At 41.1% G+C, this 26,545-nt stretch carries 14 protein-coding genes; 6 read left to right on the top strand and 8 right to left on the bottom strand.

The window, feature by feature from the left end:
* Positions 1–2: 2 nt before the first annotated feature.
* Complete coding sequence (locus P5V12_RS09840; RefSeq protein ID WP_316957179.1) at positions 3–413, bottom strand: response regulator; 411 nt, start codon at positions 411–413, stop codon at positions 3–5.
* Positions 410–2,596, bottom strand: a complete 2,187-nt coding sequence (locus P5V12_RS09835) for an ATP-binding protein (RefSeq protein ID WP_316957178.1) — start codon at positions 2,594–2,596, stop codon at positions 410–412. Before P5V12_RS09835 ends, P5V12_RS09840 begins: the two co-directional genes overlap by 4 nt.
* A 509-nt stretch (positions 2,597–3,105) precedes the next feature.
* Between P5V12_RS09835 and P5V12_RS09830 the strand changes: the two genes are divergently transcribed.
* Positions 3,106–6,198: a PAS domain-containing hybrid sensor histidine kinase/response regulator gene (locus P5V12_RS09830; protein ID WP_316957177.1), complete on the top strand. Its 3,093-nt coding sequence runs from the start codon at positions 3,106–3,108 to the stop codon at positions 6,196–6,198.
* 12 nt (positions 6,199–6,210) lie between these two features.
* On the opposite strand, the gene map is transcribed toward P5V12_RS09830, so the two are convergent.
* Both map and P5V12_RS09820 read right to left on the bottom strand, forming a co-directional pair.
* Positions 6,211–6,996 carry a type I methionyl aminopeptidase gene (gene map, locus P5V12_RS09825; protein WP_316957176.1) on the bottom strand — a complete coding sequence of 262 codons (786 nt, stop codon included), beginning with the start codon at positions 6,994–6,996 and terminating at the stop codon, positions 6,211–6,213.
* A gap of 327 nt (positions 6,997–7,323) precedes the next feature.
* Positions 7,324–7,518, bottom strand: coding sequence for a hypothetical protein (locus P5V12_RS09820; RefSeq protein WP_316957175.1), 195 nt, complete (start codon positions 7,516–7,518; stop codon positions 7,324–7,326).
* Between the two features lie 563 nt (positions 7,519–8,081).
* Here P5V12_RS09820 and P5V12_RS09815 point away from each other — a divergent pair.
* A complete protein-coding gene (locus P5V12_RS09815) occupies positions 8,082–8,291 on the top strand; it encodes a cold-shock protein (RefSeq protein WP_316957174.1) in 210 nt (69 codons plus the stop codon).
* Positions 8,292–8,493: 202 nt separating this feature from the next.
* On the opposite strand, the gene P5V12_RS09810 is transcribed toward P5V12_RS09815, so the two are convergent.
* Genes P5V12_RS09810 through P5V12_RS09800 form a run of 3 tightly spaced genes read right to left on the bottom strand, consistent with a single transcriptional unit; the run spans position 8,494 to position 12,747 of the window.
* Positions 8,494–10,545, bottom strand: coding sequence for a TonB-dependent receptor (locus P5V12_RS09810; RefSeq protein WP_316957173.1), 2,052 nt, complete (start codon positions 10,543–10,545; stop codon positions 8,494–8,496).
* A 51-nt stretch (positions 10,546–10,596) separates the two neighbouring features.
* Positions 10,597–12,147 (bottom strand): PepSY-associated TM helix domain-containing protein, encoded by a 1,551-nt coding sequence (locus tag P5V12_RS09805; RefSeq protein WP_316957172.1) that lies wholly within the window; start codon positions 12,145–12,147, stop codon positions 10,597–10,599.
* 3 nt (positions 12,148–12,150) lie between these two features.
* Positions 12,151–12,747: a hypothetical protein gene (locus P5V12_RS09800; protein WP_316957171.1), complete on the bottom strand. Its 597-nt coding sequence runs from the start codon at positions 12,745–12,747 to the stop codon at positions 12,151–12,153.
* 254 nt (positions 12,748–13,001) lie between these two features.
* Between P5V12_RS09800 and P5V12_RS09795 the strand changes: the two genes are divergently transcribed.
* Positions 13,002–13,421 carry a biopolymer transporter ExbD gene (locus P5V12_RS09795; RefSeq protein ID WP_316957170.1) on the top strand — a complete coding sequence of 140 codons (420 nt, stop codon included), beginning with the start codon at positions 13,002–13,004 and terminating at the stop codon, positions 13,419–13,421.
* A gap of 114 nt (positions 13,422–13,535) precedes the next feature.
* Here P5V12_RS09795 and P5V12_RS09790 read toward each other — a convergent pair whose 3' ends face one another.
* Positions 13,536–13,931, bottom strand: a complete 396-nt coding sequence (locus tag P5V12_RS09790) for an MAPEG family protein (protein ID WP_316957169.1) — start codon at positions 13,929–13,931, stop codon at positions 13,536–13,538.
* Positions 13,932–14,412: 481 nt separating this feature from the next.
* Here P5V12_RS09790 and P5V12_RS09785 point away from each other — a divergent pair, with 481 nt between their 5' ends.
* From P5V12_RS09785 to P5V12_RS09775, 3 genes are read left to right on the top strand one after another with little or no spacing between them, the layout of a single operon-like run.
* Positions 14,413–19,791 carry a non-ribosomal peptide synthetase gene (locus tag P5V12_RS09785; RefSeq protein ID WP_316957168.1) on the top strand — a complete coding sequence of 1,793 codons (5,379 nt, stop codon included), beginning with the start codon at positions 14,413–14,415 and terminating at the stop codon, positions 19,789–19,791.
* 9 nt (positions 19,792–19,800) lie between these two features.
* Positions 19,801–22,863 (top strand): type I polyketide synthase, encoded by a 3,063-nt coding sequence (locus tag P5V12_RS09780; protein WP_316957167.1) that lies wholly within the window; start codon positions 19,801–19,803, stop codon positions 22,861–22,863.
* Positions 22,864–22,867: 4 nt separating this feature from the next.
* A complete protein-coding gene (locus P5V12_RS09775; protein WP_316957166.1) occupies positions 22,868–26,542 on the top strand; it encodes an HAD-IIIC family phosphatase in 3,675 nt (1,224 codons plus the stop codon).
* Positions 26,543–26,545: the final 3 nt, after the last annotated feature.

Below are 26,545 nucleotides of genomic sequence, written 5' to 3'. Positions count from 1 at the left end.
AGTCATATGTGCTTACTCATGTTGAACTGTGTTTTCCGTAGGATCAGGCTGAAATCGTTGTATGAGAAGGGTTTAACCATGTAACCATCTGCGCCATATCTATAGCACTCATCTATATCCGTATCTCTGTTTGATGTGGTTAACATAATCACGGGAAGCTTTTTCAAACGCTGGTCGGACTTAATTTTTTGCAGAGTTCTAACTCCGTCAACACTGGGCATTTTTATATCAAGAAGAATGACATCCGGTAAATCACTATGGCTTCTAAGTCGGTTTTTAAGATCGTTTATGAGTTGTTGTCCATCATGTGATCGAATCAGTTGATATTGATCCTTACATTCATCAAAACTATCGACAATCAACTCAGCGTGGTCGTCGTTGTCCTCAGCAAACAGGATTTGAATTTTCTTCATTCGATTGCCTCGTTTCTATGACCATTCTCTCTCGGAATATGTAAGGTAAAACAGCTACCTTCACCGGGGGATGATTGCACAGTTACACGCCCATTGTGTTTCTCGGCAATGCTTTTTACGATGGCGAGCCCAACACCATTACCGTCTTGTTCTCCATAGTGTTCAAAAATATCAAAAACCTTTTGTTGGTGTTCAATGGGGATACCTATACCATTATCACACACCGATATTTTCGCTGTGTCCTGTTCAAGTTCTACGCGAATATGGATTTTGGGTGGAGGGAAGGGCTTTGCGTATTTAATTGCATTATCAATCAGGTTTTGTAAGCCTCGGGTTAGTAGGGTTTTGTTGCATAGAATTTCTGTCTCGCAGTGTTTAAGAATTATTTCCGCATGCATTTTATCTATGACTTGCTCCAGAGATTCAATTGCCGGCTCAATGCATTCTATTACCTTACATTTTTCCATCTCAGGGGTTTGCTGAAGAATGCGAGACAAATTCAATAGATCATTCAGCATATTTGACATATTGTCGGTGTTAACTAACACTCTTTCCAAACGATGAGTATTCTTTTCATCCAAATTGTCTTTTAGAGATAAAAGGACTTTCTCCGTAAATCCTCCAATGGTGATCAGTGGTGCTTTCAAATCATGGGAAACGCTGTAAATAAACTTTTCCATCTCCATATTGCTTTCAACCAAGCGTTGATTGGTTGTTTCAAGCGCTTTTTGTAACTTCTTACTTTGTGATATATCGTGAAACACTACGGAAACACCTTTAATAAGGTCTGCCTGGGCTTGAATTGGTGATAGAGAAAGATTGTAATCCGAGATATTGCGCTTCGAGTTGGTTAACCGGAGCTCAAGATTAGAACAGTATTTGTCTTTTAAAGCACTTTTAAAAGCTTGCTGATATAGTTTTTTTTCTTTTTCTTCCCGTATTAGCTCGTCGAGTTGTAAACGGTATCTGTGTTCCTCTGTTAAGTTAAACTGGCGCTCTGCCGCAGAGTTCCAGGAAGCTATTGCGCCGGATCGGTTGAGTGTAACAATCGGGTTTTGTGTTCCCTCAAAAATTGCCTCCAACTTAGCTTTTAGTCTTATTTCTTCGTTGGTTTTTTGACTAAGGCGAAGGTAAAGGTACAGCAGCATAAGAATCACTGCCCCCATGCATAGGGTAACAGTCAATTCAAAAAACAGGCGTTTTAATAACAGAGTGGAAATATTTCGTTGCTTGATGCCGATATAAAATCGGTATTGAGGGTGTTGTACGGAGTTCTCTATGCGAATTTCTCTGGTTAACACCGATATATTCTTGTCGATTCCAATGTGAAGAACATTGGTTAGATTACTTTTTTTTCCTGTTTCTTGATTGATATCGTTCGTATTATTTACATCCTGTAGCCAGGTATTTTGCTCGGAATACTCCCAGGCAAACTCTTTGTTTTTATCTGGATGAATTAAGTAGTTTCCGTTTTCGTTCACTAAAAACGTAATAATTTTTTTATCGCGACTTTCGCGTAAGTTTTTTAACAGGATTTTGGCATCAAAGTTGACAATCACTATGCCGAAAAACTCTCCCTTATTGTCAAAGATTGGTTTCGTTACTCTGTATGTTGGCCACGGCGGTTCATCTATCTTGCCAAACTCTCGATTCAAATTGATTGAAGATATATAGATTTGCCCTGGGGAAAGGTTTTGAGAGGCGGTAAAATAATCTCTATGACCTTTTTCTTGTAAGTCGTTGTTGCTCACCTTTATGATTTGGGTGTCTTTTCGTTGCACGCGAACCAACTCACGGCCATTATTCTCTTTACCAATGACTCTGAGTTGAGCAATGTTCGCATTTGTTTTCATATAGGCGGAAAAAATCGCCTCTAGTCGTTTTACCCAGATGTTGTAAGGCGTATTCTCCAGAGTATCGATATTATTATTATCCTTGGCTCGGACGATTCCTTCGATCGGTGGTGTGGCATGTAAAAAGTCAACGTGGCGAATGCTGTCTTGAATGGTATTGCTTAGCCGTCTGCTTTTAACTGAAATTTCGTTGTCCAGTAGAGCGCTTATTTCGGCTTTTATTTGCTTTTCCGCCTGATTCGCGGCATAGAAAATTAACGCCAGTAGCGTGGTGATAATCAACGTAAAAAATACAACAAAACGGCCTTTAGTTACCTTTTCCTGTTCCATATCAGGGCTCAAGTCGACGAACGTTTCAGCTCGTTAATTCATACGCCAATGCATAAGCATGTATTTTTCCATTTTTATTGTAGTCATTGATTTCTTACCTCTCTCGCTTTTTTAGGTAATAACACCACAAAAGTAACGCTTTTCTGCAGATCAAAGATCTGTATTGGAATGAATTGATTAGATATGCTTCTTTTGTCTGAAGACAAGGAATGAAAGGTTTTAAAAGTTATAAAAAAGTAACGCGTGCCGGTGCTGAAACGTTTGCTTAAGCTGTCATCATAACCTTAGGCTGAGTTTGGATGATTGCAGTAACGTTCAAGCCGATGTTCGCGCAGAAAATATGATCTAAGCTTAAATCAATACGTTGAGTAATCATGGGGTTATTGGTGATTTCCCGAATTAGGATGAAACGTGGGAATAGCAAATAAAAGGCAAAATGATAAAAATAGGGGCGTACACAATCTGTTTACTAATGAATGGAGCAACTATTTCCTACCTTGAGAGGTGGCATGGATAGTCAACATCTAGTCAATCATTCCACAAAGTTGTCACTTCGTTTTTCTTTAGGTGTTGGTTTTGCCGTATTGATAATTTCGTTATCCATATTGGGGATGTACAAACGGGCTGAGAAAAACATCTATGACCAGCGTTGGCATGATATTAATCGTGTGGTAGCCGAAAGACGCCAATATATGACGCAGTTTATAGAGGATGCCCATGATAAGGTTGAGTTTCTGAGTTTGACGCCACCAATAACCGGTATTGTTCGCGCCACAGAGAACGGTGGTATTGATCCGCTTGATAATACGCCATTGTCAGAGTGGAAGAAGCGGCTTGAAAAGATCTTCTATTCATTTATCAAGGTTAATCAGGATATCCATCATCTTCGTTACCTTGGTAAGGCGAACAACGCGAAAGAATTACTTCGGGTGGATCGTCGTTCCGGTGCTATTGAAGTTGTGTTGCCCGCTTACCTACAGGAAAAGGGGAATCGTGATTATGTTCGTAACCTACAGCAGCTCAAAGCCGGGCAACGATATGCCAGTATTATTGAATTAAACCGGGAGCATGGAGAAATTGAATACCCGGAATGGCCAACTATACGTATGGCACGACCGGTATTTGATGCGAACAATCACTATTTCGGCGCGGTAATGGCAAATTTTTATATGGAGGGTTTTTTGCGGCAAGCGACCCAAATGGAGTTTGGCGCAAATTTCTATTTAATAAATGCTGAAGGTGGTTTTCTCACGCATCATGATAAAAATGCGGCTTTCTTACATAACCGGATAGGGGAAAGCAAATGGTCAGCACTATTTGACTATAAACCACCCCGTACAAATCACACGCGTTGGTCACAGTTTCAATCCCCTATGTATGGCGAGAGCCTGTATTATGCCGAGTCTTTTCAGTTAGGCGGTGGAGATAAAACAAACACCTATTATCTTGTTGCAGCAATTCCGGTTAAAACTCTTCAAGATGAAGCGATATCTCAAACGCTCATTGGATCTGTTGTACTGATTAGTACTTCATTTTTAGCTTTCCTTATTATACTTTTCTATCGTCGTACTCTGAGCGAAAAACAGCGGTTGTTAGCAACGGAGAAACACTATAGTGCACTGGTAGATGGATCATCAGACGCTATTTTAACTCTGGATAAACGCGGTAGAGTACGGGGTTGGAATAACGCAGCAAAAAACATGTTTGGTTATGACGATGCTGAGTTTGAAGGGTTGCTGATAAAAGATATTTTTTATACCAAAGGTGACAGCACCATTCAGGATAAACTGAGCGATGCATTTAAAGGAAATGGATCGACGAATTATGAGAGCCTTGCTATCACCTCTGGAAATAGAGCTTTCCCCGTTCTGTTAAGTATATCGCCGATAAAAAGGGACGAAGAAAATGTTGAACAACTCGCCGTAATTGTTCGGGATATCTCAGATATTAAATCGATGGAAACCGAACTACGCGAAGCCAACGAAAACCTGGAGCGTAAGGTTTACTTACGAACACAGGAATTAAAAAGTGCTCGCGATCAGGCATTGTCCGCGAATGAAGCCAAAAGTCGTTTTCTCGCTAATATGAGCCATGAAATTCGAACACCGATGAATGGTATTTTCGGTATGTTGAATTTTATGCGGCGCGATGGGCTGTCTCAACGGCAACAACACTATCTTAAAATGGCGGAGAATAGCGCCAAATCATTAACCGATTTGATTAACGATATTCTGGATTTATCCAAGATTGAAGCCGGCAAGTTGGAATTAAACCCTGAATCAACGAGGTTAATTTCGCTCATTCATTCTTGTGTCGAGAGCCACGCGATTCGAGCATATGAAAAAGACCTGGATATTGTACTTGATGTTTCAAAGGTGAAACATGACCATGTTATTGTTGACGAAACACGTATTCGCCAGGTTCTGGGGAACTTGCTTTCCAATGCGGTTAAATTTACCGAGAAGGGGGAAATCGTTGTAGAGGTGGAAACGACACCAATTGAAGGCAGTAATATTTTATTAACGTGTATCGTGACAGACAGCGGAATAGGTATTGAAAAAGAGGAACAGGATAAGCTATTTGGTGCTTTTACCCAGGCAAAACAGTCGATATCTAAGCATTATGGTGGCACGGGTTTGGGGCTGAATATCTGCCAGGAACTCTGTCAATTGATGGGTGGTGATATTTCGCTACAAAGTGAAGTGGGGAAGGGAACTCGTTTTTGTTTTCGTATTAAACTCACCTCATCTAGCAATGGTGAATTTACTTCGGCTGTAAATCTTGAAGGGATAAGCATACTCATTGCTAACCAGCATAGACCGTCGGCGAAGGTGATAGCGGAACAACTGGAACAATGGCACGCGCAAGTAACTGTGATAGATACCTTAACAGAATTAGAAAATCTGGCTTCAGAATGGATGGGAAAAAATCAGTTAATGATTTCGTCTGTAGATTGCCTGCGAAATTTGGTCACCGAGAGAGCCGAAGCTTTTGCTCATTTACAGAAGACTATACCCGTTATAGTCTGCAGAAAACCAAAGGAAATCGATACGAATATTGCGCAACTGTCTTGCATGGAGTTGATGGATATTGATACCCCTGTTAGTCCGGTAAACTTGATTCCAGTCATCAATAAGCTTTGGCCGGACAGAGTGAATTACTCTTTTGAAGATGATTCTCCCAAATCCGTTGAACAAGGTTTGTTAATTGGTAAGCGTGTGTTGATTGTGGACGACCAGGAAATCAATCAGGAAATTGCTATGGGATTACTGGAGGATGAGGGCGCTGAGGTATTTATTGCGAATCACGGAGAAGAAGCTATTTCTATATTGAAACAGCAGTGTGATAGTCAATCAATCGATCTGATATTAATGGATTGCCAGATGCCAGTTATGGACGGCATCGAAACAACAAAGCTTATTCGCAATGGTACGGCTGGAGACAACTATAAGGGAGTAGGAATCATTGCAATGACCGCTTCGGCGTTAACCGGTGATCGTGATACATGCATAGAGGTTGGAATGAATGACTTTTTGACAAAACCGATTTTCCCTGATGCTTTGGATGCTTGTCTAGTAAGATGGTTAAGTCATCGGGATTAGTGACCAGATTCATTATTGTATAAATGTGCTTTTTTCTTCTTCTCTTAACGTTAATACTTCAAAACCGTTTTCCGTGACGAGAATTGTGTGCTCCCATTGTGCAGAAAGACGACGATCTTTTGTTACAACTGTCCAATCGTCATTTAATACTTTAACGTGATATTTTCCCTGATTGATCATAGGTTCAATGGTGAATATCATCCCTTTTTCGAGTTTGGTTCCGGTTCCCGCAACACCATAGTGGACTACCTGGGGTGGTTCATGCATGCTTTTGCCAATACCGTGACCACAATAATCTCTTACAACAGAATAATTATTGGCTTCAGCATGTTGCTGAATCGCTAGGCCGATGTCTCCCAGTGTTGCACCAGGTTTTACAACACGAATGGCTTTGTACAAGCATTGTTGGGTAACGTGAACCAGTCGTCTAGCGTGTTCTGTAACGTCACCAACCAGATACATCTTGCTGGAGTCGCCATAGTAACCATCCTTTTTAACCGTGACGTCGACATTTACGATGTCACCGTTTTTTAATATTTTTTCAGCGGAAGGTATGCCGTGGCAGACAACATTATTTGGCGAGGTGTTAATACTATACTTGTACCCGTATTGACCAAGGCTTCCCGGTTCTGCATACAACTCGTTAACAATATAGTTGTGGCAAAAGCGGTCAATATCCAGCGTGGAGATACCTGGTTTGATTAGTTTTTCTACTGCTTCAAGTACCTTTGCGGTCAGCACACCAGCTACACGCATTCGTTGGATTTCTTCTTCCGTTTTAATCGAGATTTTTTTCATGTAGAAGTTGTATTAACAAGTATTTTTGGTAAAGGATTAGATCGTAAAAAGATCAGGACAGAATAGCACTTTAAAAATGCTTGGCAAAACTGTGGCCATTGTAATGGCGGAAGCCATGGCGGAGTAGATGTTAGCCAGTATTATCTGGCACGAATAAATATGTTTATGTCACATTAAGTTTTATGTTCGTACAAAAATGCGATGAGATAACGCTTTTACTGGAAGGGAGTTAAAGGTGAGAATCGGTGTTTAATCAGTCTGTGCATAATTAGATCGATTTAAACCAACTATGCACAGGTCAGAATAGTGTCGAATTCTACGAGGTGGTTATTTCTCGTTCAAGCATTTGCGAATCATTTCACTCATTTGAGGTAATTCATTTATTGCCTTGCTTAAATCAAAATCGCTGCCGCCTATGCACTTGGCCTTGATTAATTCCAGAGCAATGATAGCGGATTCGTGTTTTGTCACATCATCTTCATCATTGATATAGGCTTGGATTCTTGTATCTCTATCGCTCATATTATTCCCCAATGGTTTGTGATTTATATGGACTAAAGTGTTCTCATTTAATGCAATAAAGTGAGAGTTTTTTATTGTTCTATATATTAAAAACGGCTTATAAAATATCTGCTTTTTTTATGCCGTATGGTGCCCATTCTATAGAAACAGTTAAGCCATGTATTGATGCATACCCACTTTGAGCTGTGGTTTGGCAGAGGCTAAATCTAATCTGCTTTTTCTGATGGATCAATTACTATTTTGGGATTCCGCGCACTTAACCAGATCATTAAGTTATAAGCTTTGGGGCGGTGCAAAACAAGGTCGAAGGGAAAAACAAGCCCGCGGTGGAGGAGCGGGCTACAGTAAGGTCTGTTTCGACGCTTCAGAAAAAAAAGCTAGACATTCGCCTAACATATCTATAGAGTGCGTCAAGCTAGAAAGAAAGTCTTTTATTTACATCCTACATTTCGCTGTTTTACTCGTAATACCTCGTTCTGCAGTATCTAAGTTTCAGTCTCCATCTTTAAGCTTTCCACGCCTTGTACTAAAGGCCAGTTTGTTTTTATCTTCAGGATATTATTATGTCTAAAACAGTTAAAGGAACCGTAAAGTGGTTCAACGAATCTAAAGGTTTCGGTTTTATTTCTCCAGAGTCTGGTCCAGACGTGTTTGCTCATTTCAGTGCAATCGCCAGTTCTGGCTTCAAAACTCTTGCAGAAGGTCAAGCTGTTGAGTTTACCGTAACTCAAGGCCAAAAAGGCCCTCAAGCTGAGAACATTGTTGCGCTATAACGCATTTTTTCTCTATTAAAGGCAAGCTCAGGCTTGCCTTTAATCTATCTGTTTTTCATTCTTTGAACGCTATTTATCTGTTAGCGAAGCCTCTTTCATTTTCCCGTATTTGTCTATCTTACTCCTCCCGTAACCCAAGTCCTCCCTGGTAGATGCACAGCAAACTTCTGTTGGCAGTCATTCACTGTGCGCCAAAGTGAAATTAGAATGAGTAGGTAACGGAAACTCCGATATTACGGGGCGTCACCACAGATACATAACCCGTTGGATAGCGACGGCCTGCAGGCTCTTTGGTCACAATGCCTTCTTCATCCAATGCGTTGTTGACGAATGCCGATATTTTCCAGTGATCAAACTGGTAACCGGAATTCACACGGACTAGTGTGTAATCACCGGCAATACGCTCTTCCGTATTAGAAAAGTCGCCGTAGTACTCGTCTACATAGTTGGCTGATACACCTATGTGAAAACCTTCGGTGAACCAGTATTTGGTTCCAAGGTTCGCCGTTAATGTTGGAGCCGAATTTAGTTCGTTACCGTTTACATCTGGATATTCTTCACCGGCATCTTTGATTTCCGTATTCAGCAATCCTAAAGCCGCGGTGAGTTCAAGGTTGTTAATAAGGCTGGCTGACAGTTCGACTTCGGCACCATAGGTAACAACTTCTTCCATGTTGACTATAAACCGGGTAGAGCTTAGTGCTTGGTAGCCGTCGTAGTCGTTATAGAACAGGTTGGTACTCAGGAATACGGTATCGTCGGCAAAGCTGCTTCGACTCCCCAATTCGTATGTATTCACTGTCTCTTCGTCAAAGTAGTAATACTCTTGCGCGGTAAAATTCAGTGCACCGCCCGCTGCGTTATAACCTTTGCGTGCGCTTAAGGACCATGTTGTCTGCTCGCTTGCCTGGTATTGCAAAACAATCTTGGGTAAAAAGATCGAGTTGCTTTGATCCAGTTGCGCCACGATGGGGTCGTAAGTGAAGTCTCGTAATTGAGATTCCCGTTCAAATCGGGCACCGGTTGTGAGTTTGAAATTGCTGGACAACCCAAATGTTACTTCGCCGTAAATTGCTTTTGAGTCACTTTCGTCTTTACCGTAATAAACATAAGCTCCGCCACTGATCACGTCGTGTTCACGCTCAAAATAAGCAAGCCCGACAAAACCGTTGAGGTTTTCGTTGTTTATGCCAAAGTTCAACCGGGTATCAAAAGTGATATTGTTTTCGTCGAATACCAACTGCTGTTCGGTTTCAGGGTTTGGCTCGTATGAATCAAATCCCCATTCATAATCCATCGATGCAACCAATATACTCAGGGATGTATCGTCGCTAAATGCGTAGTCGATATTTAAGCTTGTGGTATTTGAATCAGTTTCAATATCCCGAAAATATAAGCGTTGATGTTTTGCTATATCATCCGCCATATAGTAGACACGACCAGTATCGCCTTGCTCATTGTTACTGGAATAGGTCAGCATCGCGGAAAGATCTTCCAGCGGTGTCCATTTTAATTTTGCCCGTGCTTTGCTTGTTTTAACTTCGTTCAAATCGTAGTCGGCGGGGTTAGAGTCATAGCCTTTTTCATCTGTAATGGTTTCACCATCCACACGTTCAAGGCTAATACGAAAAGCCAGAGTATCGTCTACAATCGGACCGGAGATCATGGCAGAGGTATCGATATATTGCTCTTGATCACGGAAGCCAATACGCGCAGCACCTTCCCATTCGTTGCTTGGGTCTTTGGTTTTAATAAATATCGAACCGGCAATACTGTTGCGTCCGTTATTGGTGGATTGGGGGCCGCGAAATACTTCGATCTGTTCCACATCCCACATGCCGGAATCACCGGTCAAGTCAGCAACAAACGGTTGGGCTACGCCATCCACTAAAATGGATACTCGGCCTTTAGCGCCGCCAGAAATAGAATTAAACCCACCAGCAGAACCGTTACCGGACACGCCGCGAATATCTGGCACAGAACCGGAAAGAGAAACAACATTGGACACTTCCGATACCGCATCGGTGACGGTCAAATGCTGCATGTTACTTAGTGCTTCTTCTGCTAAAACTGAAACTGAAGAGGCGGTGTCTTTAAGAGAGCGTTCTGTTTTTTCACCTATCACCCGGATTTCTTCGAGGTAAGGGGTGCGTTGTATTCCGGCTAACACAATTTCGTCTGCTGTCGCGTTAGTACATAACACACAGGCACAAAGCGTGCTTAGGGTTGTAACGCGGTGTTTGCTAGTAAACATTTTTTCATTCCCAATTTGTATTGTCATAGTTTTTAAAATTGTTATGCCGGTTTATATCCAGGCACTGTCTTTTTCTAATGTTTTTTCTCGCTTTTTAACCCAGCCAAGTGTGGCCAATAAGCCGGCGGTAATTATCAAGGCAACAAAAGCAAAGACGAGACTGATCGTGGATAAACGACCAAGGCCAACACTTGAAACGGTTAATACGCTAGTCAAGACACAAAGCACGAGCAGCTGTTGTTTGGCTGCGTGTAGCGGGGGGCATATAAACGCCCAACCTATACAAACTAAAAAACCGCTGTAGTAGGCGAAGTTTTGCCACCATGCAATATCCACTTGGCTGTGCGGCAGCCATTTGACGATTAATAGTGATAGGGCTAAACCCATTAGTGTTCCAAGAGCAACGCCAACAGTGAGTCGCGCCATAGTTACACATGATTTTTTTTGCTCGACTGGAATTTCATTTTGTTTCTGTCGTCGGCGACGAGTTTCAATCCATAAAATATTGCCGCTTAGAAATAACAAGGCGCCAGACACACCAAGGCCGAAGTACACCCAACGTATGGTGTCTCCACCGAACCCCCCAAAATGTAAAGCAAAAAATCCGTTTACAAATTTGCCCATGCTGCCAGGTTGGTTTGGCAGCATCGCGGTATAACCGGGCTGAGTTGTGTATGGGTTGCTTACCACAAAGGCGTAGTCAGGGCCGCGTATCCAATGGCCTTCCATTTCTCCACCAAAAATCGCGCTGGCCCTTGGCGAATTGAGCCCTCTGAAGGTGATTACTGCAGGTTTAAATTCCGGTTCCAGTGTTTGAATAGATTGTGTGAGTTCATTAATGCTCGCTAATTCTGTTATTTGTCGCGCAGTTCCAGCAGGCGGGGCGTTAAACATGGGCGTGTCTTTATAAACCAATGCTTGAAGCGAACCATAAAATAGATCGTGAAAAGCAAACACCATGGTTGTTAGGGCGATAACAATGTGAAATGGCAAAGCCGAAATACCCAATACATTATGAAAATCGACCCAAAAACGCTTACGGTTTTTTCCTCGTCGGACACTAAACAAATCCTTAAACCAGGAAGGAAGAAAAATAATTAAACCGGATACCAGCGCTAAGAAATACAACCCGGCTACAATACCCATTACGTAGGTTCCAACGGCATCGTGACCGTCCCCGCCAGGAATACCAGCTGTACGATGTAAGTCATCGATAAAATCGCCAACTGCGGATACAGAAGCCTGCGCAGTCACCAGTTCATTATTATCGTTTAGTGTTGCGTGCCAGATGGTTGTGGCGTGAGTTTCGTGATTTTCAATAACCCAGGAAACAGGTGCATGTTGGGGTTGCGCCCTGGGTAAATAAACCGTCATTTCTGCTGCAGCTTCCGGGTGTTGCTGTAATACCTGCTGAATTAAATCATCGTATTTTTCTTCAGCGATTGGAGCTAAGGATGCGTCTGCCTGTAATGCCCATTGGTTCAGCGGCGTTTTGAACATGGTGAGTGCACCACCAATGAAGCAGATAAACAGAAATAGCCCGGCAATAATGCCTGTCCAGGTATGGATTTGGTTATAAACTTTAAAATGCTGAATACGCACAGATTAGACTCCAGCTCTGGCGTACCAGAGTAGTAAATAAACAATGATGTTCAGGCTCAAAATAATCGCTAGCGTCCGAACGATGCTTTGAGCAAAAAACACTAAACTAAGCGGAAGAAGCCAAAGGGGAGTGATCATCCACATCACCAGCTGGGATTTAATATCGTGCGTAATTTCACCCGGCCCAAATAAGGCGAAGAGGCCACTGATTCCCACTGCAAGGGGGTAACCGAGAATGAAAACTCCCAATATTCTTAACCACCATTGCGGTCGATAGAGGGAGGCGCTTTTATCTTTGGTTATGCCTGTTTTACTCGTTCCTGTATTCCCTATGGGGTTATCAAAGCGGGCCAAAAAAGGAAGTAGGCTAAGGGCCAGCATTTGTATGCAGAGTAGGGCGAAGGAGGAAGACAGCACACTTAAATGGCTTCTAAACAACCACCAGGCGCCGATGAGAAGCCCGAGGCTAACTGCCAGGTGGGGATAAAACCCAACCGGGCGTTTATCAAACCATTGCTGGTTGGGGCAGCCAAGATAGAAGACCGCAGAGGAGATCAGGCATAGTCCAACCGCCAGAACATCAAGGATATATGAAGGCATTTATGTCACACTAGGTTATGAGATTGAGTTGAACGGCAGTAAGAAAGTGATTATGCAAGCGAGAATAGGCGGCATAATACTTTCAGATGGCGTTGAAATCGTTATGTTTCGCAAATACTAATCTAAATAATAACTATTATCAATTGAGTTGTATCAATTTATCTGCGTGTTTTCCGACGAGTTAAAGCTGTGTGGCGATAACGTACCTTGATCTGTTTGCCTTTTAACCAGGGATTGTATTGGTAGTTCTTGTTATGAGAAGAAGTAAAAAAAGAAAAACTCAGCTAGATACCGAAGATAAAGAACAAAAGATAAACATGTCTTCCTTGCTGGATGTGGTGTTTATTCTCGTCATATTCTTAATTGTCAGTTTCTCATTTACACATCGAACATCTGTTCCTCTTAGCGAGGGCGAAGAGGTTTCCGGTTGTGATCTTGAAGGGGGAGCGCTACTGATAATAATTACCAAGGACAATCGCCTGCATATGAACGGAACTACATGCAGCTTGGGGGACTTCGAAAAAGCATTGCTTGCCTTATCAAAAGGAAATGAAGCAAGAAGTGCTGTTGTGCGAGTACACGAAAGGGTAAATGTGGAAACTTATGTCAGAGTTTTGGATAAGCTTCAGCAATACGGAATTGAAAATGTTCAGTACTTTACATTTGGTAAATAAGTTATTTGTACACTGTCTGTGTCACTTTTGTGTCCGCCCAAAGGCTGATGTTTTTATCGGTTAAACGTATGTTTATTTAATGCATTAATTCAATATAAAACTCACTAGTGTTATTTAGATAAATCCAGTTAAATTAATCAAGCATATTAATAGCAACATAATCCATGTAACCGAATTACCTAAGCTTCTTAACGCAGATTTACCTCCCTTGTTCACTGTGTAACCAATAGCATGTGCAATTCTTGAAATTGTAAATGCGGTAGCAACAAAGATAAGCAGACTCGAGTTAATCTGGTTGAATTCTGCAATGGCGAGCAAGATTAAAAAAATTGGCGCGTATTCCACAAGGTTTGCGTGCGCGCGAAACGCAACCGTAAAATCGAGATCTCCGTTTATCCCCGGCTGAACACTGTTGTATTTCCTGATGTATGCAACCCTGTAAGCCAAAACTAAAGTCAGTATTCCTACTATTGATGCGGTCAGAGACGTTATCTTTATTGTTGTAAACATGATGAAAACGTTATAAATGGACTAATGAGGGTCGCATTTGACATTATATTAATTTTGTTTTCAAGCGCTGCCTTAAAAACGACGCAAGGATTCTAATGTTGGCATTGCATTTGTTTTGTTGCAGTCTTTTATGTCGCTTAGGAAAATGTTGTGACGTTTTTAGCTTTGCCGAGGATGTCGTAACGATTGTTACCGAAATTCATGCGTGATAAAACATTATTTTATTTTCTTGATTGAATTACAATTTTTGAAATAAATAATTGTTTTGCAATTTACAGGGTTAATCTACTTCACTATTCTTCGCCGCAAAAAATGGCACGAATTATTCCTGAATGGAATGATGATTGTTTTTCCGTCTTGTAATTTTTTTTTAAAAATCTGTATTTAATTTAAATAATTGTTGGTTGTGATCAAAAGCATCTTGATGATTTCGATGTCTTTGGTAATCGCATTTTATAGTTCGCTGTCAAGTAGAGATTGTATGGATAACGAGAATTTATATTTAACCGAACAAGCTACATTGAACCTCATTTTAGATTCAAAAAAGGCCAAGATTGAAAACAAAGTGGCTTATACCTTTTTGGAGAAAGGTGAAGAGGAAACCGCCTCAATAACCTATGGTGGATTATGGGAACAGTCCGTTAATCTCGCCAAAGCGTTGAATGATATCGGTATTAAGCCCGGTGATAGAGCCTTATTGTTGTTTCCTTCGTGCATAGAATATGTGGTTGCCTTCCTGGGTTGTTTGAAAGCGGGCGTTATTGCCGTTCCTCTGTTTCCACCACAATCGCAAAAAAACAGTCAATCCAGAATGGAAACAGTTTCTATAGATTGCGGTGCTAAGGCGATCCTAACAACGTCATCGACATATAAAACCATGAAGGATTGGTTAGAGAATTCTAATGTATTGGGAGCTTTACCCTGTCTTTTTCCCGATAACCTACCTCCTGTTAATCCCGACTCAAGTTGGCTCGAACCCGATATCACGCCGGAATCCACGGCATTTTTACAATACACATCGGGTTCCACAAGTGCGCCAAAAGGGGTGATTGTTTCCCACCGTAATCTTGTACACAACGCAGAACTCATGCGTCAGGCAATGAATCATACACAAAATACTGTGCTGGTTTCCTGGCTGCCAATTTTCCATGATATGGGATTGATTGGTAATATCCTTCAAACATTGTACTTGGGGGCACACTGTGTATTTATGCCTCCCATAGCGTTTATTCAAAGACCTTTACGTTGGTTGAAAGCACTTTCCAAGTATCGGGGTCAGTCCTCTATGGCTCCCAATTTCGCCTATGATCTGTGTTGCGAAAAGATTACGGACGAGCAAAAAAAAGAACTGGATTTAAGTTCTTGGCAATCTGCGTTAAACGGTTCTGAGCCAGTTCGTTACGAAACTCTGGAACGATTTTACCGGAGTTTTAAATCTTGCGGGCTTGATTACAAAGCTCTTTACCCTGGGTATGGTTTGGCTGAAGCAACACTAATGGTAAGTGGCCCACGTGTTGATGACAATTACCATCACCTCAGTGTTTCTGCTGTTGAGTTGGCCGACAATAACATCATAGAAAAACAAACCGGTGAAAAGGGTGCTGTTGAATTGGTGGCGTCCGGATTGCCTTGGTGCGGTACTGATGTGGCAATTGTTAATCCAATTTCAAAAACCCGTTGCATAAATAATGAGGTCGGGGAGATCTGGATAAATAGCCCGAGTGTCGGTCAGGGCTATTGGGAAAATGAAGAAGCTACTAAAGAAACATTTCATGCAAAAATAGCGGATGATACTGACCAACGTAATTATATGCGTACAGGTGACCTTGGTTTCATCAATCAGGGACAGATATTTATTACCGGTCGACATAAAGAAATAGTGGTTATTCGTGGGCAAAACTATTATCCACAAGATATTGAACGTAGCGTCCAAAACAGTAATCCAGCATTTGTAATAAACGGTGGCGCGTCATTTGCCATCGATATCGCTGGCGAAGAAAAACTGGTTGTCGTACAAGAAGTTAAACGTACTGCTTTAAAAACATTGGATGTCGAAGCTGTCATTGCGGATGCGTATAAGGCCGTATCAAAAGACCACGAACTTCAGCTATATGCAATATGCTTGATCAAGCCCGCAAGATTATTGAAAACATCCAGTGGTAAGATTCAGCGACGAGCGATGAAAGATCGGTACTTGAATGGTGATCTCGAGTTCATCGCCAAGCATCACTTTGCATCAACCGAAGGGGTGAGTAGGTACCAGGAAAAATTTGATTTTGATGCCGTTACTGGTAAAGAATCATCATTTATCCATGCCGTGATGCTTGAGTATTTAAAGGGACTCATCGCAGCATTAATTCAAGTACCTTCTTCAATTGTTAGTGCACGTAGCAAACTTGTTGAGTTAGGCCTAGATTCAATGAGTTTCGTTAATTTACAACATCTGATTGAGTCGAATTTTTCTTTAGGTGAATCTTCCGCAAACGTAGAAATTGATCAGAATTCAACAGTTGAAGAGCTGGTCAAGGAGATTCATCGAGTAACACAGACGGATGATTCGAATAATGACTCTTTTCAAAATGAATACAACGAATACATCAACGAAATAAAGGACGGGCTCCACGTATCCTTAAATCAGGAATCCCTATGGTTAGTTCAAGGGCTTTACCCGGATTCTTACGTTTATAACATAGTAGCTCCATTAGAAATCAAAAATAACCTGAAGCTGGAAAAATTCCAGTTTGCATTACAAGAGTTATTAAATGAGGAAGAGTGTTTTAGGTATGTGTATAAGCAAACCGCTTCAGGTTTGAAAGCGGTTCATTCTTCTGCTTTACCGAAAATAGATGTGCTTGATGGTGCACAGCTATCAGCTAGTGAAATAGCTGATGCAGTAGATGATTTTTGGAAAAAACCATTTAGCCTGGATAAAGAAGTTCCAGCCAGATTTCTCATAGTTCGACAACAGCAAAGTTTCCTTTTTGTACCCGTAATTCATCACATCGTTTCAGATATGTGGTCTATGTTGCTGTTTTTGGAGCGCTTGGCATATGCCTATTTCAACGATGACCGCCAGCTACATTTGGTAGAGAGTAAGCAGTATCCCTATTCACGTTTTGCCTTTGAGCAGAAACGCTTGCTTGAAAGCTCTAAATTAGATCGAGAAAAAAATTACTGGACAGAAAAACTTGACGGTTATACTGATTTAAAACTTCCTACGGATTACGGTTCGGCAAGAACAAAGAGTTTTGCGGGTGAAGAAGAAAGTTTTTCCATCAGCAATGAACTAAGTAAAAAATTAAAGGAGCGCGCACGAAAACAAGGCGTTACGCCATATGTTATTGCTTTGTCCGCCTTCAATGTATTGCTTCATAAAATATCAAGCCAACAGGATTTTGTTGTAGGTACCGCTACGGCTGGAAGGGGTTTGTCTCGGTATAAGGAAGCATTGGGGTATTTTGTCAACCCACTCCCATTACGTACACGTATCGATGTGGAATCTTCCTTAGTAGATTATGTCGCCGAAACTCAAATAAATGTTTCCGAAGCAATGAGCCATCAAGCTCTTCCATTTCAGAAAATTGTCGAGATGGCGAAAAATAACTACGACGCAACTGTTTCACCTATTTTCCAGGTAATGTTTGTTTATCAAAGTTTACCTCGTCTAAAGCAAGCTTATTCGCTAGTACTAGCAAATCGTAAGGTCGATTTTGATTTAAATGGTTGGGAGGCGTCATCTTATCCCATTGAAAAAAAATACGCACAATTTGATATCACTTTGACGTTAGTTGAATCTGACCTCGGGCTCGAAGGGCGAATTGAATATAATTCTGACAAGTTTTGCCCCCAAAGAATCGAACTCATGGTCGATCAATATCAGACCGTTCTAAATGCGTTTGTTGCAGGGCAATCTAGTAGTATTAAGTCACTCAGCTACTTGAGTGGTGAAGAAAAGGCGGACTTTGACTTTGCTTCCGGGTCGGATTTAGTCGGCTTTTTGCCTGTCACAGCAGCAATTTCAAAGCATGCAGAACAATCGCCGAATAAAATGGCCGTTAAGGCCGGAGATAAGTTCTATTCCTATAGTGAGTTAGAAACAAAAGTTAATCAGTTAAGCCGTTGGTTACTTGCACAAGGCTTCATGGCCGAGGATGTAGTGGCTGTGCATATGGATCGTAGTTGTGACTATTCCGTTGCTATGCTAGCGATTATGAAAGCGGGAATGACATATCTTCCGTTGGATACTCACCTTCCTCCGCAACGTTTGCAATTTATTTTGCAAGATTCCCGTCCTGTACTTGTTCTTACCGACAGTACTCAGAGTCTGGTTTCTGAAACACTATTGGCGCAAATGTCCGAGGAATCCAAAGTACGCGTTACCAAATTTGATCACATAAATTATCAACAATACGAGGTAAGCAGCCCCGATGTAACGATAGATCCAGAGCAGCTTGCGTACATTATTTATACTTCAGGTTCGACGGGTACTCCAAAAGGTGTTCTCTGTTTGCATCAAGGATTTAAAAATTGTATTGAGCAATGTGCTGAAACATTTGGCGTTAGTCCGGAGTACAAAATGTTGCAGTCAGCATCTTACTCCTTTGATGCGTCGATCTGGAACTCATTTATCTGTTGGCATTCCGGCGCATCTTTGGTCGTTGCCAACAAATTTCAAATGTTACCCGGACCTGATCTTATAGCACTGTTAAATAAGGAAATGATTGACTATTGTTTTCTATCACCGACAGTTATGGCTGAATTGAATCCCACATCTGTTCCTAATTTAAAAAAAGTAATAGCAGGTGGTGAGGAACTCCCAGCCAAAGTCGCCAGAAACTGGTTCTCTCACGGAAAGCAGGTGTTTAATGCATATGGTCCCACAGAGGCAAGTATATGTGTAACTATCTCCAAATGTGATGATGAAGAGTGGACGACCAATATCGGCAAACCGATTGGTAATGTTTTTCTGACTTTGCTGGATGAAAATCAACAGCAGGTCGCTGATGGTGTGGAAGGAGAAATTTATTTGGGTGGAATTTCTCTGGCACGGGGTTATCTAAATAGTCCTGATAAAAATAGACAAGCATTTATCGACTATGAATATGAGAATGGTGAATTCGTTCGGTTGTATAAAACTGGCGATAGGGCGATAAGGGATTTTAGTGGTGATCTTTACTACAAGGGACGTAAAGATGGCATGGTAAAAATTGCCGGTCATCGAATTGAATTGGATGAAATTCGCAATGTTCTCGTCAATACTCTGGACTCAGTGGAGAATGCTATTGTCCTTGTTGATGAGGACCAATTAGTGTGTTTCTATCTATCTAGTAGTGGAAAAATAGAGACATCTGAAATACGTCAAAAGCTTCAATTAAAGTTACCTGCATATATGATTCCAGCCGAACTGGTGTCAGTTGACACTATTCCCAGAACAGATAGCGGTAAAGCAGATAAAAAGCAGTTGATGGTAATTCTGGAAGAGCACAGAAACATCCGTCGCTCGCATTCTAACGATCAACAAATCAAATTAGATCAAACAAACCTTGAAAAAAATATTCGCAATTGCTGGGCGAGCGTACTAGGCCATGAAAATTTTGGTAATGACGACCTGTTTTTTGAAGTTGGTGGGACGTCTATATTGATGGCTAGGTTACATCACATGCTATGCGAAAATCTTGGATTGGATATTTCTATGGTGGATTTATACGAATATACCACCGTTACAAGTTTAGTGAGTTACGCCAATCAGGGAGCAAATGCCAGCGCCGAAACGGCGATTAATGTTGGGAACAAGCCGGTTTCAAGTCGTGCGGAAAAAAGAAAACGAGCACGACAAAAATCTGAGAATGCAGAAGTCTAGGGTGCCGCTATGAATGATAATGATGTTGCCATTGTTTCTGTATCCTGTCGTTTTCCTGACGCTGATACGCCAGAAGAGTTCTGGCAAAATTTGGTAGATGGGAAATGTTCTGTTAGAGATCTTGATGATGATTACCTAAGAAATAGAGGCGTTTCAAATGAAGATCTCTCGAACACGGATTACATTAAAAAATCGATTATTGTTGATGATATCGATAGATTCGACGCAGACTTCTTTGGCTTTACACCCAGAGAAGCGCAGCTGCTTGATCCTCAACAGCGTATATTTCTGGAGGTTTGCTGGGAGGCGCTTGAGCGGGCCGGTACAATCCCTTCCAAGTTGGATGATTCAATAGGTGTTTTTGCTGGCGCAAGCTTTAACACTTATCTAATAAACTGTTTGCAGTACCTCAAAGAAGATAGACCCGATTTGCTTTCCAAACTGGGTGGTTTTCAGTCGTTAATTCACAGCGACAAAGATTTTATTGCGACACGAACCTCTTTCAAATTGAACCTACGCGGTCCAAGCTTCACTATTCAAAGCGCCTGTTCTACTTCATTACTCGCTGTTCATCAAGCATGCCAGGCATTACTTAACTATGAATGCGATATGGCGCTAGCAGGTGGCGCATCGCTTTCGGTACCACAAAACCTCGGATATTTTCATCAGGAAGGTATGATTTTTTCTCCCGACGGTTATTGTCGTGCGTTTGATAAGGACGCAGAGGGGACTATCGTTGGTAACGGCGTTGGAGTTGTGCTGTTAAAAAGAGCTGTGGATGCGCTTGATGATAAAGATCCTATTCTTGCGGTAATAAAAGGAAGCGCAGTAAACAATGACGGCTCTTCAAAAGTTGGTTTTACTGCACCCAGTAAATTAGGCCAATCGGAAGTGATAGAAGAAGCTCTAGGCGTTGCTGAAATTGATCCTGAAACCATAAGTTACGTGGAAGCTCATGGTACAGGAACAACAATGGGGGACCCAATCGAAGTTGCGGCGTTAACTAGAGCGTACAATACAGACAAAAAGCAATTTTGTGCACTTGGTTCTGTTAAAACCAATATTGGTCATCTAGACGCTGCGGCTGGCGTCGCGGGTTTGATTAAAGTTGCCTTAATGTTGCAAAATAAAAAATATGTACCTTCTTTACATTATAAAGCTGCCAATGAAAAAATTTCATTTAAGGATAGTCCGTTTTATGTAATTGATAATACAGCACCCTGGCCAGAAGGCGGAAGTATTCCCCGTCGAGCGGCTATTAGTGCTTTCGGTATTGGCGGTACTAATGTCCACCTGGTGTTGGAAGAATCAATAAGCCAAGAAAATCAACATTCTGAAAAAACGTTGGAGCCTATATTTATTCCCGTTTCGGCGAAAACACCTGCATCTCTGTCAGGAAGCGTTCGGAAATTAAAGGAATACTTACAAGCGAACTCTCACTTATCTCTATACGACGTGGCACACACCCTCCACAAAGGGCGTGAAACCTATCCCGTACGTAACGGATATGTTTGTAGTTCAACGCCGGAATTTATCGAGCTATTGAGCAGTGGAAGTGCCGGCGGGTATTCCGAGTGCACAGAAAATCCTTATCTTGTGATGGTTTTCTCCGGTCAGGGAAGTCAATACCTGTCAATGTTTAGTGGTTTGTACAACCGATTTTCCGTTTTTCAACAGGTATTTGATACATGTGACATTTATCTTAAACAGAAATACCAGATAGATATCAAGGCCATTATTTACTCCTCCCAAGAGGACGTTGAATTGTTGGCTCGTACAGATAATGCTCAACTCGCGTTGTTCTGCGTGCAGTATTCATTGGCAAAACAGCTGCAGGATGTTGGCGTAACTCCAGATGTAGTATTGGGGCACAGTATTGGTGAATATGCAGCAGCATGTTTATGCGGTGTTATGAATCTGGAAAGTGCATTGGACTTGGTTTTCTGGCGCGGCAAGTTAATGTCACAAATGAAGTCTGGAGCAATGCTTAGCGTTGTTGGCAATCCAGAGCAATTTTTATTACCAAGTGGCGTTAATGTCTCCGCCATTAACGGGCCAGAAAATTTTGTTGTCTCCGGAACTGGTGATGCTATCTCTGCTTACATGTCCTTATTGGAGGGGCAGGGAATTGAATGTCGGCTGCTAAAAACATCTCATGCCTACCATTCGCCAATGATGAATGATGCTGCACGAATGTTTTCAGATAAATGTTCAAATATCCATTTTTCTCCTTCATCTATTCCTTTTGTGTCGAGCATGGAAGGAAACTTCGTTGACGAAAAATTTTCCTTTAATCCTGAATATTGGGCAAACCAGATCGTTAATCCGGTTAAATTCAATTCAGCTATTGAATCTATAATCGACCGTTATCTATCGAATACTAAAAAGGGAAGTAAAAGCAAACTGATAATTATGGAAGTTGGCCCAGGAAAGCAATTAACTTCAATAATAAATCGTTTGGCTAAAATTCAAAACACAGTTGCTTTCTCGTGTAGTCGAAGTCCGAAAAATTCAGTCGATGACGACCGGGTTTTCCTTGATGCCCTCAAAAATCTATGGGTAAACGGTGTTGACATCAGCTGGGAAAAACTATCATCTTCTGTCAGTTCATATGGCAGACGTGTTGTACTGCCGACCTATGCTTTCGAAAGAAATAGCTATTGGTTAGGTGATATTGAAGATGCAAGCCCATCGGGCAAAGTAAATGAACAGTTTGACTTGGACAACTATCATTTCCAGTCTGCTGTTAATAGTAGACCAAATTTAGATGTGGACTACATTTCTCCAAGCTCTGAAGTAGAAATTACACTGGCTGAGATTTGGCAAGAGAACCTTGGAATAAATAAAATAGGTATTGACGACATATTTTTTGAGCTGGGTGGAGACTCTCTTCAAGCAACTCAAGTGGTGTCTGCAGTTAATGGATTATTCAGCATAAAAATAAAAACTGCAGATTTGCGTGCGCACCCAACAATTCGTACCTTGGCATCAGTTATCGAAAATAGAACACTTGATTATGTTTCCTCTCTGTCTGAAGAGGAAACGGTACGTTTGCTGGCAGAGATGGGGTAGAGGAATGAACCAAGTTGTGGACACCAGATTAGTAAAAGATCTCGAAAAGATTTTGTCGGAAAATCAGCATAAGCTATATCAGAAGTTGATTGGCCGAAAAGTTCAATCATCTTCAACTCCGGTCGTTTTCAATAATGAGCCGATGGAGCTAACCGACGATCAAAAAAGACTGTGGCTAGTTACCCAGATAAATTCAGATTCGCATATGCTAAATTTGGCGAGCGTTTATCGTCTACCTTTGGACACTGATATCGATAAGCTGCAAACGGCCTGTAATCATTTAATAGGATTACAAGATCAACTGAGATGTTACGTTGATGCGACGTATTCAACGCCCAAGCTAATAGTGGCTAATGACTTAAGTGTGAAGCTGGAAGTTATTGATGTCCAAAGTAATACTTTGGATTATCACATCTTAGAAGAGACAAATAGAACTTTCGACATATCCTGTGCGCCGTTGATTCGATGTCTATTGCTACGGACAAGTGATTCTCTTACATTTATTGTAGTTATGCATCATTTAATCGCTGACGGTATATCTCAAGAAATCTTTATCGACCAGCTGGTTAAGATTTATAACGATCAGAAAATTCAATTATCAAATAACTTCTCGTCTTATCAATTATGGTTGAAAAAACAAAAGTCTAATTCCGAATATCAGAATCAACTTGCTTTCTGGCGAAACAAAATGGAAGGAGTTTCAGGCAAGCTAAATCTCCCGCTGGATTATCCAAGGCCGGACGTATTGACGTTTCGCGGTAAGTCCTTGAGTAGAAAAGTTTCTCCAAAGCTTTATAGCACATTAAAAAAATATCTAGCCAAACACAATTTATCTGAATTCTCTGGCTTGTTGGCAACCTATGCCTCTATGATTTCACAGCTGAGTAACCAGCAGGATTTCGTGGTTGGTGTACCATCTGCCTCTAGATTACGTCATGATGTAAGTAATGTGATTGGATTTTTTGCCAATACAATGGCGGTCCGGTTAAAAATGGAAAAACATGAAGCTGATCAGGACTTGATCTCACATGTTCAGCAAACTCTTGATGAATGTTTCGATAATTCGCTGGTTAATTTTGCTGACGTTATTCAGTTGGCCAATCCAGAACGTGTTTCGAATTACACCCCGTTAGTACAGGTGATGTTTAGTTACCTGCCTCAAAACGAACCCAAATATATCCACGATACGAAAATTCAACGATTACCCATCACTAGCGACTCCGCCGAGTTCGACTTATTTTGGATTGTCCAGGAAAACGACGACGACGGTCTGGATATACAGGTCCAGTTTAACTCGGATCTATTTTCAATCGAGAGCGTTGATAATTTTATTAACCTATATACGGATATATTGCAAAAGCTTGTTCGGATGGAATCTCCAGCTGCTGACGGTAGAGAAGATATTGGTAAAGTTGAGGAAGTTAATGATACAGTTTCCCCTTTGCATTTGACTTCAAATTTCACTGTAGAACCTATCAAACCCGTTCTTGACTTTTTACTTGAGCAAACCGGTTGTAGAGAAAGAGCTGTTGTATCGGATTATGATCAGGTTATACAAGAACTATTAATGCCGGCCAGTGGTTTGCGTCAGTCGCAAAATGGGGGTTTTATTGTTCTCAATCTGGAAAAATGGCTGAGCGATGATTTTGACAATCGTGTTTCAGACTTCTTGTCGGCTGTTACCACCGCTTGCGATAGCGGTTGCCGTTTAAACGGTATTATTAGTACCAGGCCATCACCTAAATTAATGTATGGCGAAGTTGAAAAAATTCTAGATACAGAAAAAGAACTACATAAACTGGCGAATGAGTATTCATTTTCTTTTATAAGTTTCAATTCAATCGATACATCTGAGCGTGTTATTAATTACTATGACGAGATAAGCCGTGAGGCCGGTGACATCCCTTATACTCCGGAGTATTTTGCAGCATTAGCAGAAACGATAGGTGGTTTGCATTTCACTCAGGTCTTTAAGCCCTATAAGGTTATTGTGCTCGATTGTGATAACACTCTATGGGCGGGCGCTTGTGGAGATCTAGGTGCTAACGATATCGTTATTGATGAGGCTCATTTAAAGCTACAAGAAAAAATTATTCAGTGCCAAGAAGCCGGTGCACTTGTCTGCCTGGCGAGTAAAAACACTCCTGAGAGCGTGGAAGATGTTTTCTCAAGTTCAAAGAGAATGCTGCTTAAAAATGGACATATCGTAGCCAAAAAAGTTAATTGGGAAGCTAAATCTACAAATATTAAAACATTGGCGGAAGAATTAAACTTAGGTTTAGATAGCTTTTTGTTTATCGATGACAATCCTGTCGAAATTTCGGAAGTCAGCATGAACTGTCCGGATGTTACCTGTCTATTATATCCCGAAAAACTCGATGATCGTCGTCGTTTTGCTACTAACAACTGGTTGTTGAATATGGCGGCAACTTCTACTGAAGATGTCGAACGAACAAGGATGTATCGCGAAAATATTCGCAGAAATGAAGAGGCGAGTCAATTTACTAACTTTGAGGAATTTATTAAAAAACTGGAAGTAAATGTTGATATACGGCCATTAACAAAGGATAGCATCTCACGCGCATCGCAGATGTCTTTTCGCACAAATCAATTTAACGCAACAACAATACGAAGAGATGAAAGTGAATTTGATGAGGTTTTGAACAACTCCAATCAGTCTTGCTTTATCGTGTCGGTCTGCGACAAATACGGAAGTTACGGAGACGTTGGGTTAATTGTGCTTAATATTGAAGGCGATTCTGTAATCGTGGAATCGTTTATTATGAGTTGTCGAGTTTTAGGTAGAACAGTAGAAAATCAAATGATTAGGTTTGTTGGCGAATTTGCAAAAACGAACAACAAATCTAGAGTTATTTTTAATATTGAACATACAGTTAAAAATGAACCGATTCGAAAGTTCTATAGTACAGTTTTTGGTAGTGGAAAAAATTATGATTCTCTTGATATTAAACGATATGAGGTTAGCTCTGGCACGGCGGCCATAGTTCCGCTGTTTATCGAAGAAAGCGGTGGGAAGGAAATCAAAAAATCAACACCTTCTGTCGGCGCAAAAATCAATGTTGAGCAATACCAAAAGGTGTTGTCGGTACTTGGATCACCAAAAAAACTGGTAAATATCCACAAGAGTATTGAAGCTAATCATCAAGAAAGTGAACCAAAAATTGATTTTATTAGGAATGAGTCTTCGCTAGCTATAGACCACGCTAAAACTAGCAAAGTTGATATCGTAAAAATAGAAGACAATACCTCACTTACTCCAAAGGTATCTGAGTCAGAAAGTATTCATTCACAAGAAGAGCGCGAACTGCTGGAGCGAAGCCAACCTTTTGTAGATTCAGACTTGGTAAATGCGATAGAAGATAAAATTGAAGCTGTATGGCAAGACGTTTTGTCTATATCAAGAATTGATCGACAACGAAATTTCTTCGATCTCGGTGGTACATCTATATTAATGGTGCAGGTAAACAGTCAACTAAAGCAACGTTACGACATATCTCTCACCATGGTCGACTTGTTTAAATTTCCAACAATTTCTGGTTTGGCTGAAAAGATATGTGGCGGGTCTGCACAGCCAAATAAAACAGAAAAAGTCTCCTCTTCTCGGGGAAGCAAGCAAAGACAATTATTAAAACGTTCACTAAAACGTAAGGTTAGATAAGGA

Origin of the sequence: Teredinibacter sp. KSP-S5-2, from assembly GCF_032773895.1 — a bacterium.
In the GTDB taxonomy this organism is placed as follows: domain Bacteria; phylum Pseudomonadota; class Gammaproteobacteria; order Pseudomonadales; family Cellvibrionaceae.
This window is presented reverse-complemented; position numbering and strand designations above follow the sequence as displayed.

Bases quoted from the DNA above. Each gene is read 5' to 3' on its own strand.
- P5V12_RS09840 (WP_316957179.1), bottom strand. From the start codon at position 413: ATGAAGAAAATTCAAATCCTGTTTGCTGAGGACAACGACGACCACGCT.
- P5V12_RS09835 (WP_316957178.1), bottom strand. From the start codon at position 2,596: ATGGAACAGGAAAAGGTAACTAAAGGCCGTTTTGTTGTATTTTTTACG.
- P5V12_RS09830 (WP_316957177.1), top strand. From the start codon at position 3,106: ATGGATAGTCAACATCTAGTCAATCATTCCACAAAGTTGTCACTTCGT.
- map (WP_316957176.1), bottom strand. From the start codon at position 6,996: ATGAAAAAAATCTCGATTAAAACGGAAGAAGAAATCCAACGAATGCGT.
- P5V12_RS09820 (WP_316957175.1), bottom strand. From the start codon at position 7,518: ATGAGCGATAGAGATACAAGAATCCAAGCCTATATCAATGATGAAGAT.
- P5V12_RS09815 (WP_316957174.1), top strand. From the start codon at position 8,082: ATGTCTAAAACAGTTAAAGGAACCGTAAAGTGGTTCAACGAATCTAAA.
- P5V12_RS09810 (WP_316957173.1), bottom strand. From the start codon at position 10,545: ATGTTTACTAGCAAACACCGCGTTACAACCCTAAGCACGCTTTGTGCC.
- P5V12_RS09800 (WP_316957171.1), bottom strand. From the start codon at position 12,747: ATGCCTTCATATATCCTTGATGTTCTGGCGGTTGGACTATGCCTGATC.
- P5V12_RS09795 (WP_316957170.1), top strand. From the start codon at position 13,002: ATGAGAAGAAGTAAAAAAAGAAAAACTCAGCTAGATACCGAAGATAAA.
- P5V12_RS09790 (WP_316957169.1), bottom strand. From the start codon at position 13,931: ATGTTTACAACAATAAAGATAACGTCTCTGACCGCATCAATAGTAGGA.
- P5V12_RS09785 (WP_316957168.1), top strand. From the start codon at position 14,413: ATGGATAACGAGAATTTATATTTAACCGAACAAGCTACATTGAACCTC.
- P5V12_RS09780 (WP_316957167.1), top strand. From the start codon at position 19,801: ATGAATGATAATGATGTTGCCATTGTTTCTGTATCCTGTCGTTTTCCT.
- P5V12_RS09775 (WP_316957166.1), top strand. From the start codon at position 22,868: ATGAACCAAGTTGTGGACACCAGATTAGTAAAAGATCTCGAAAAGATT.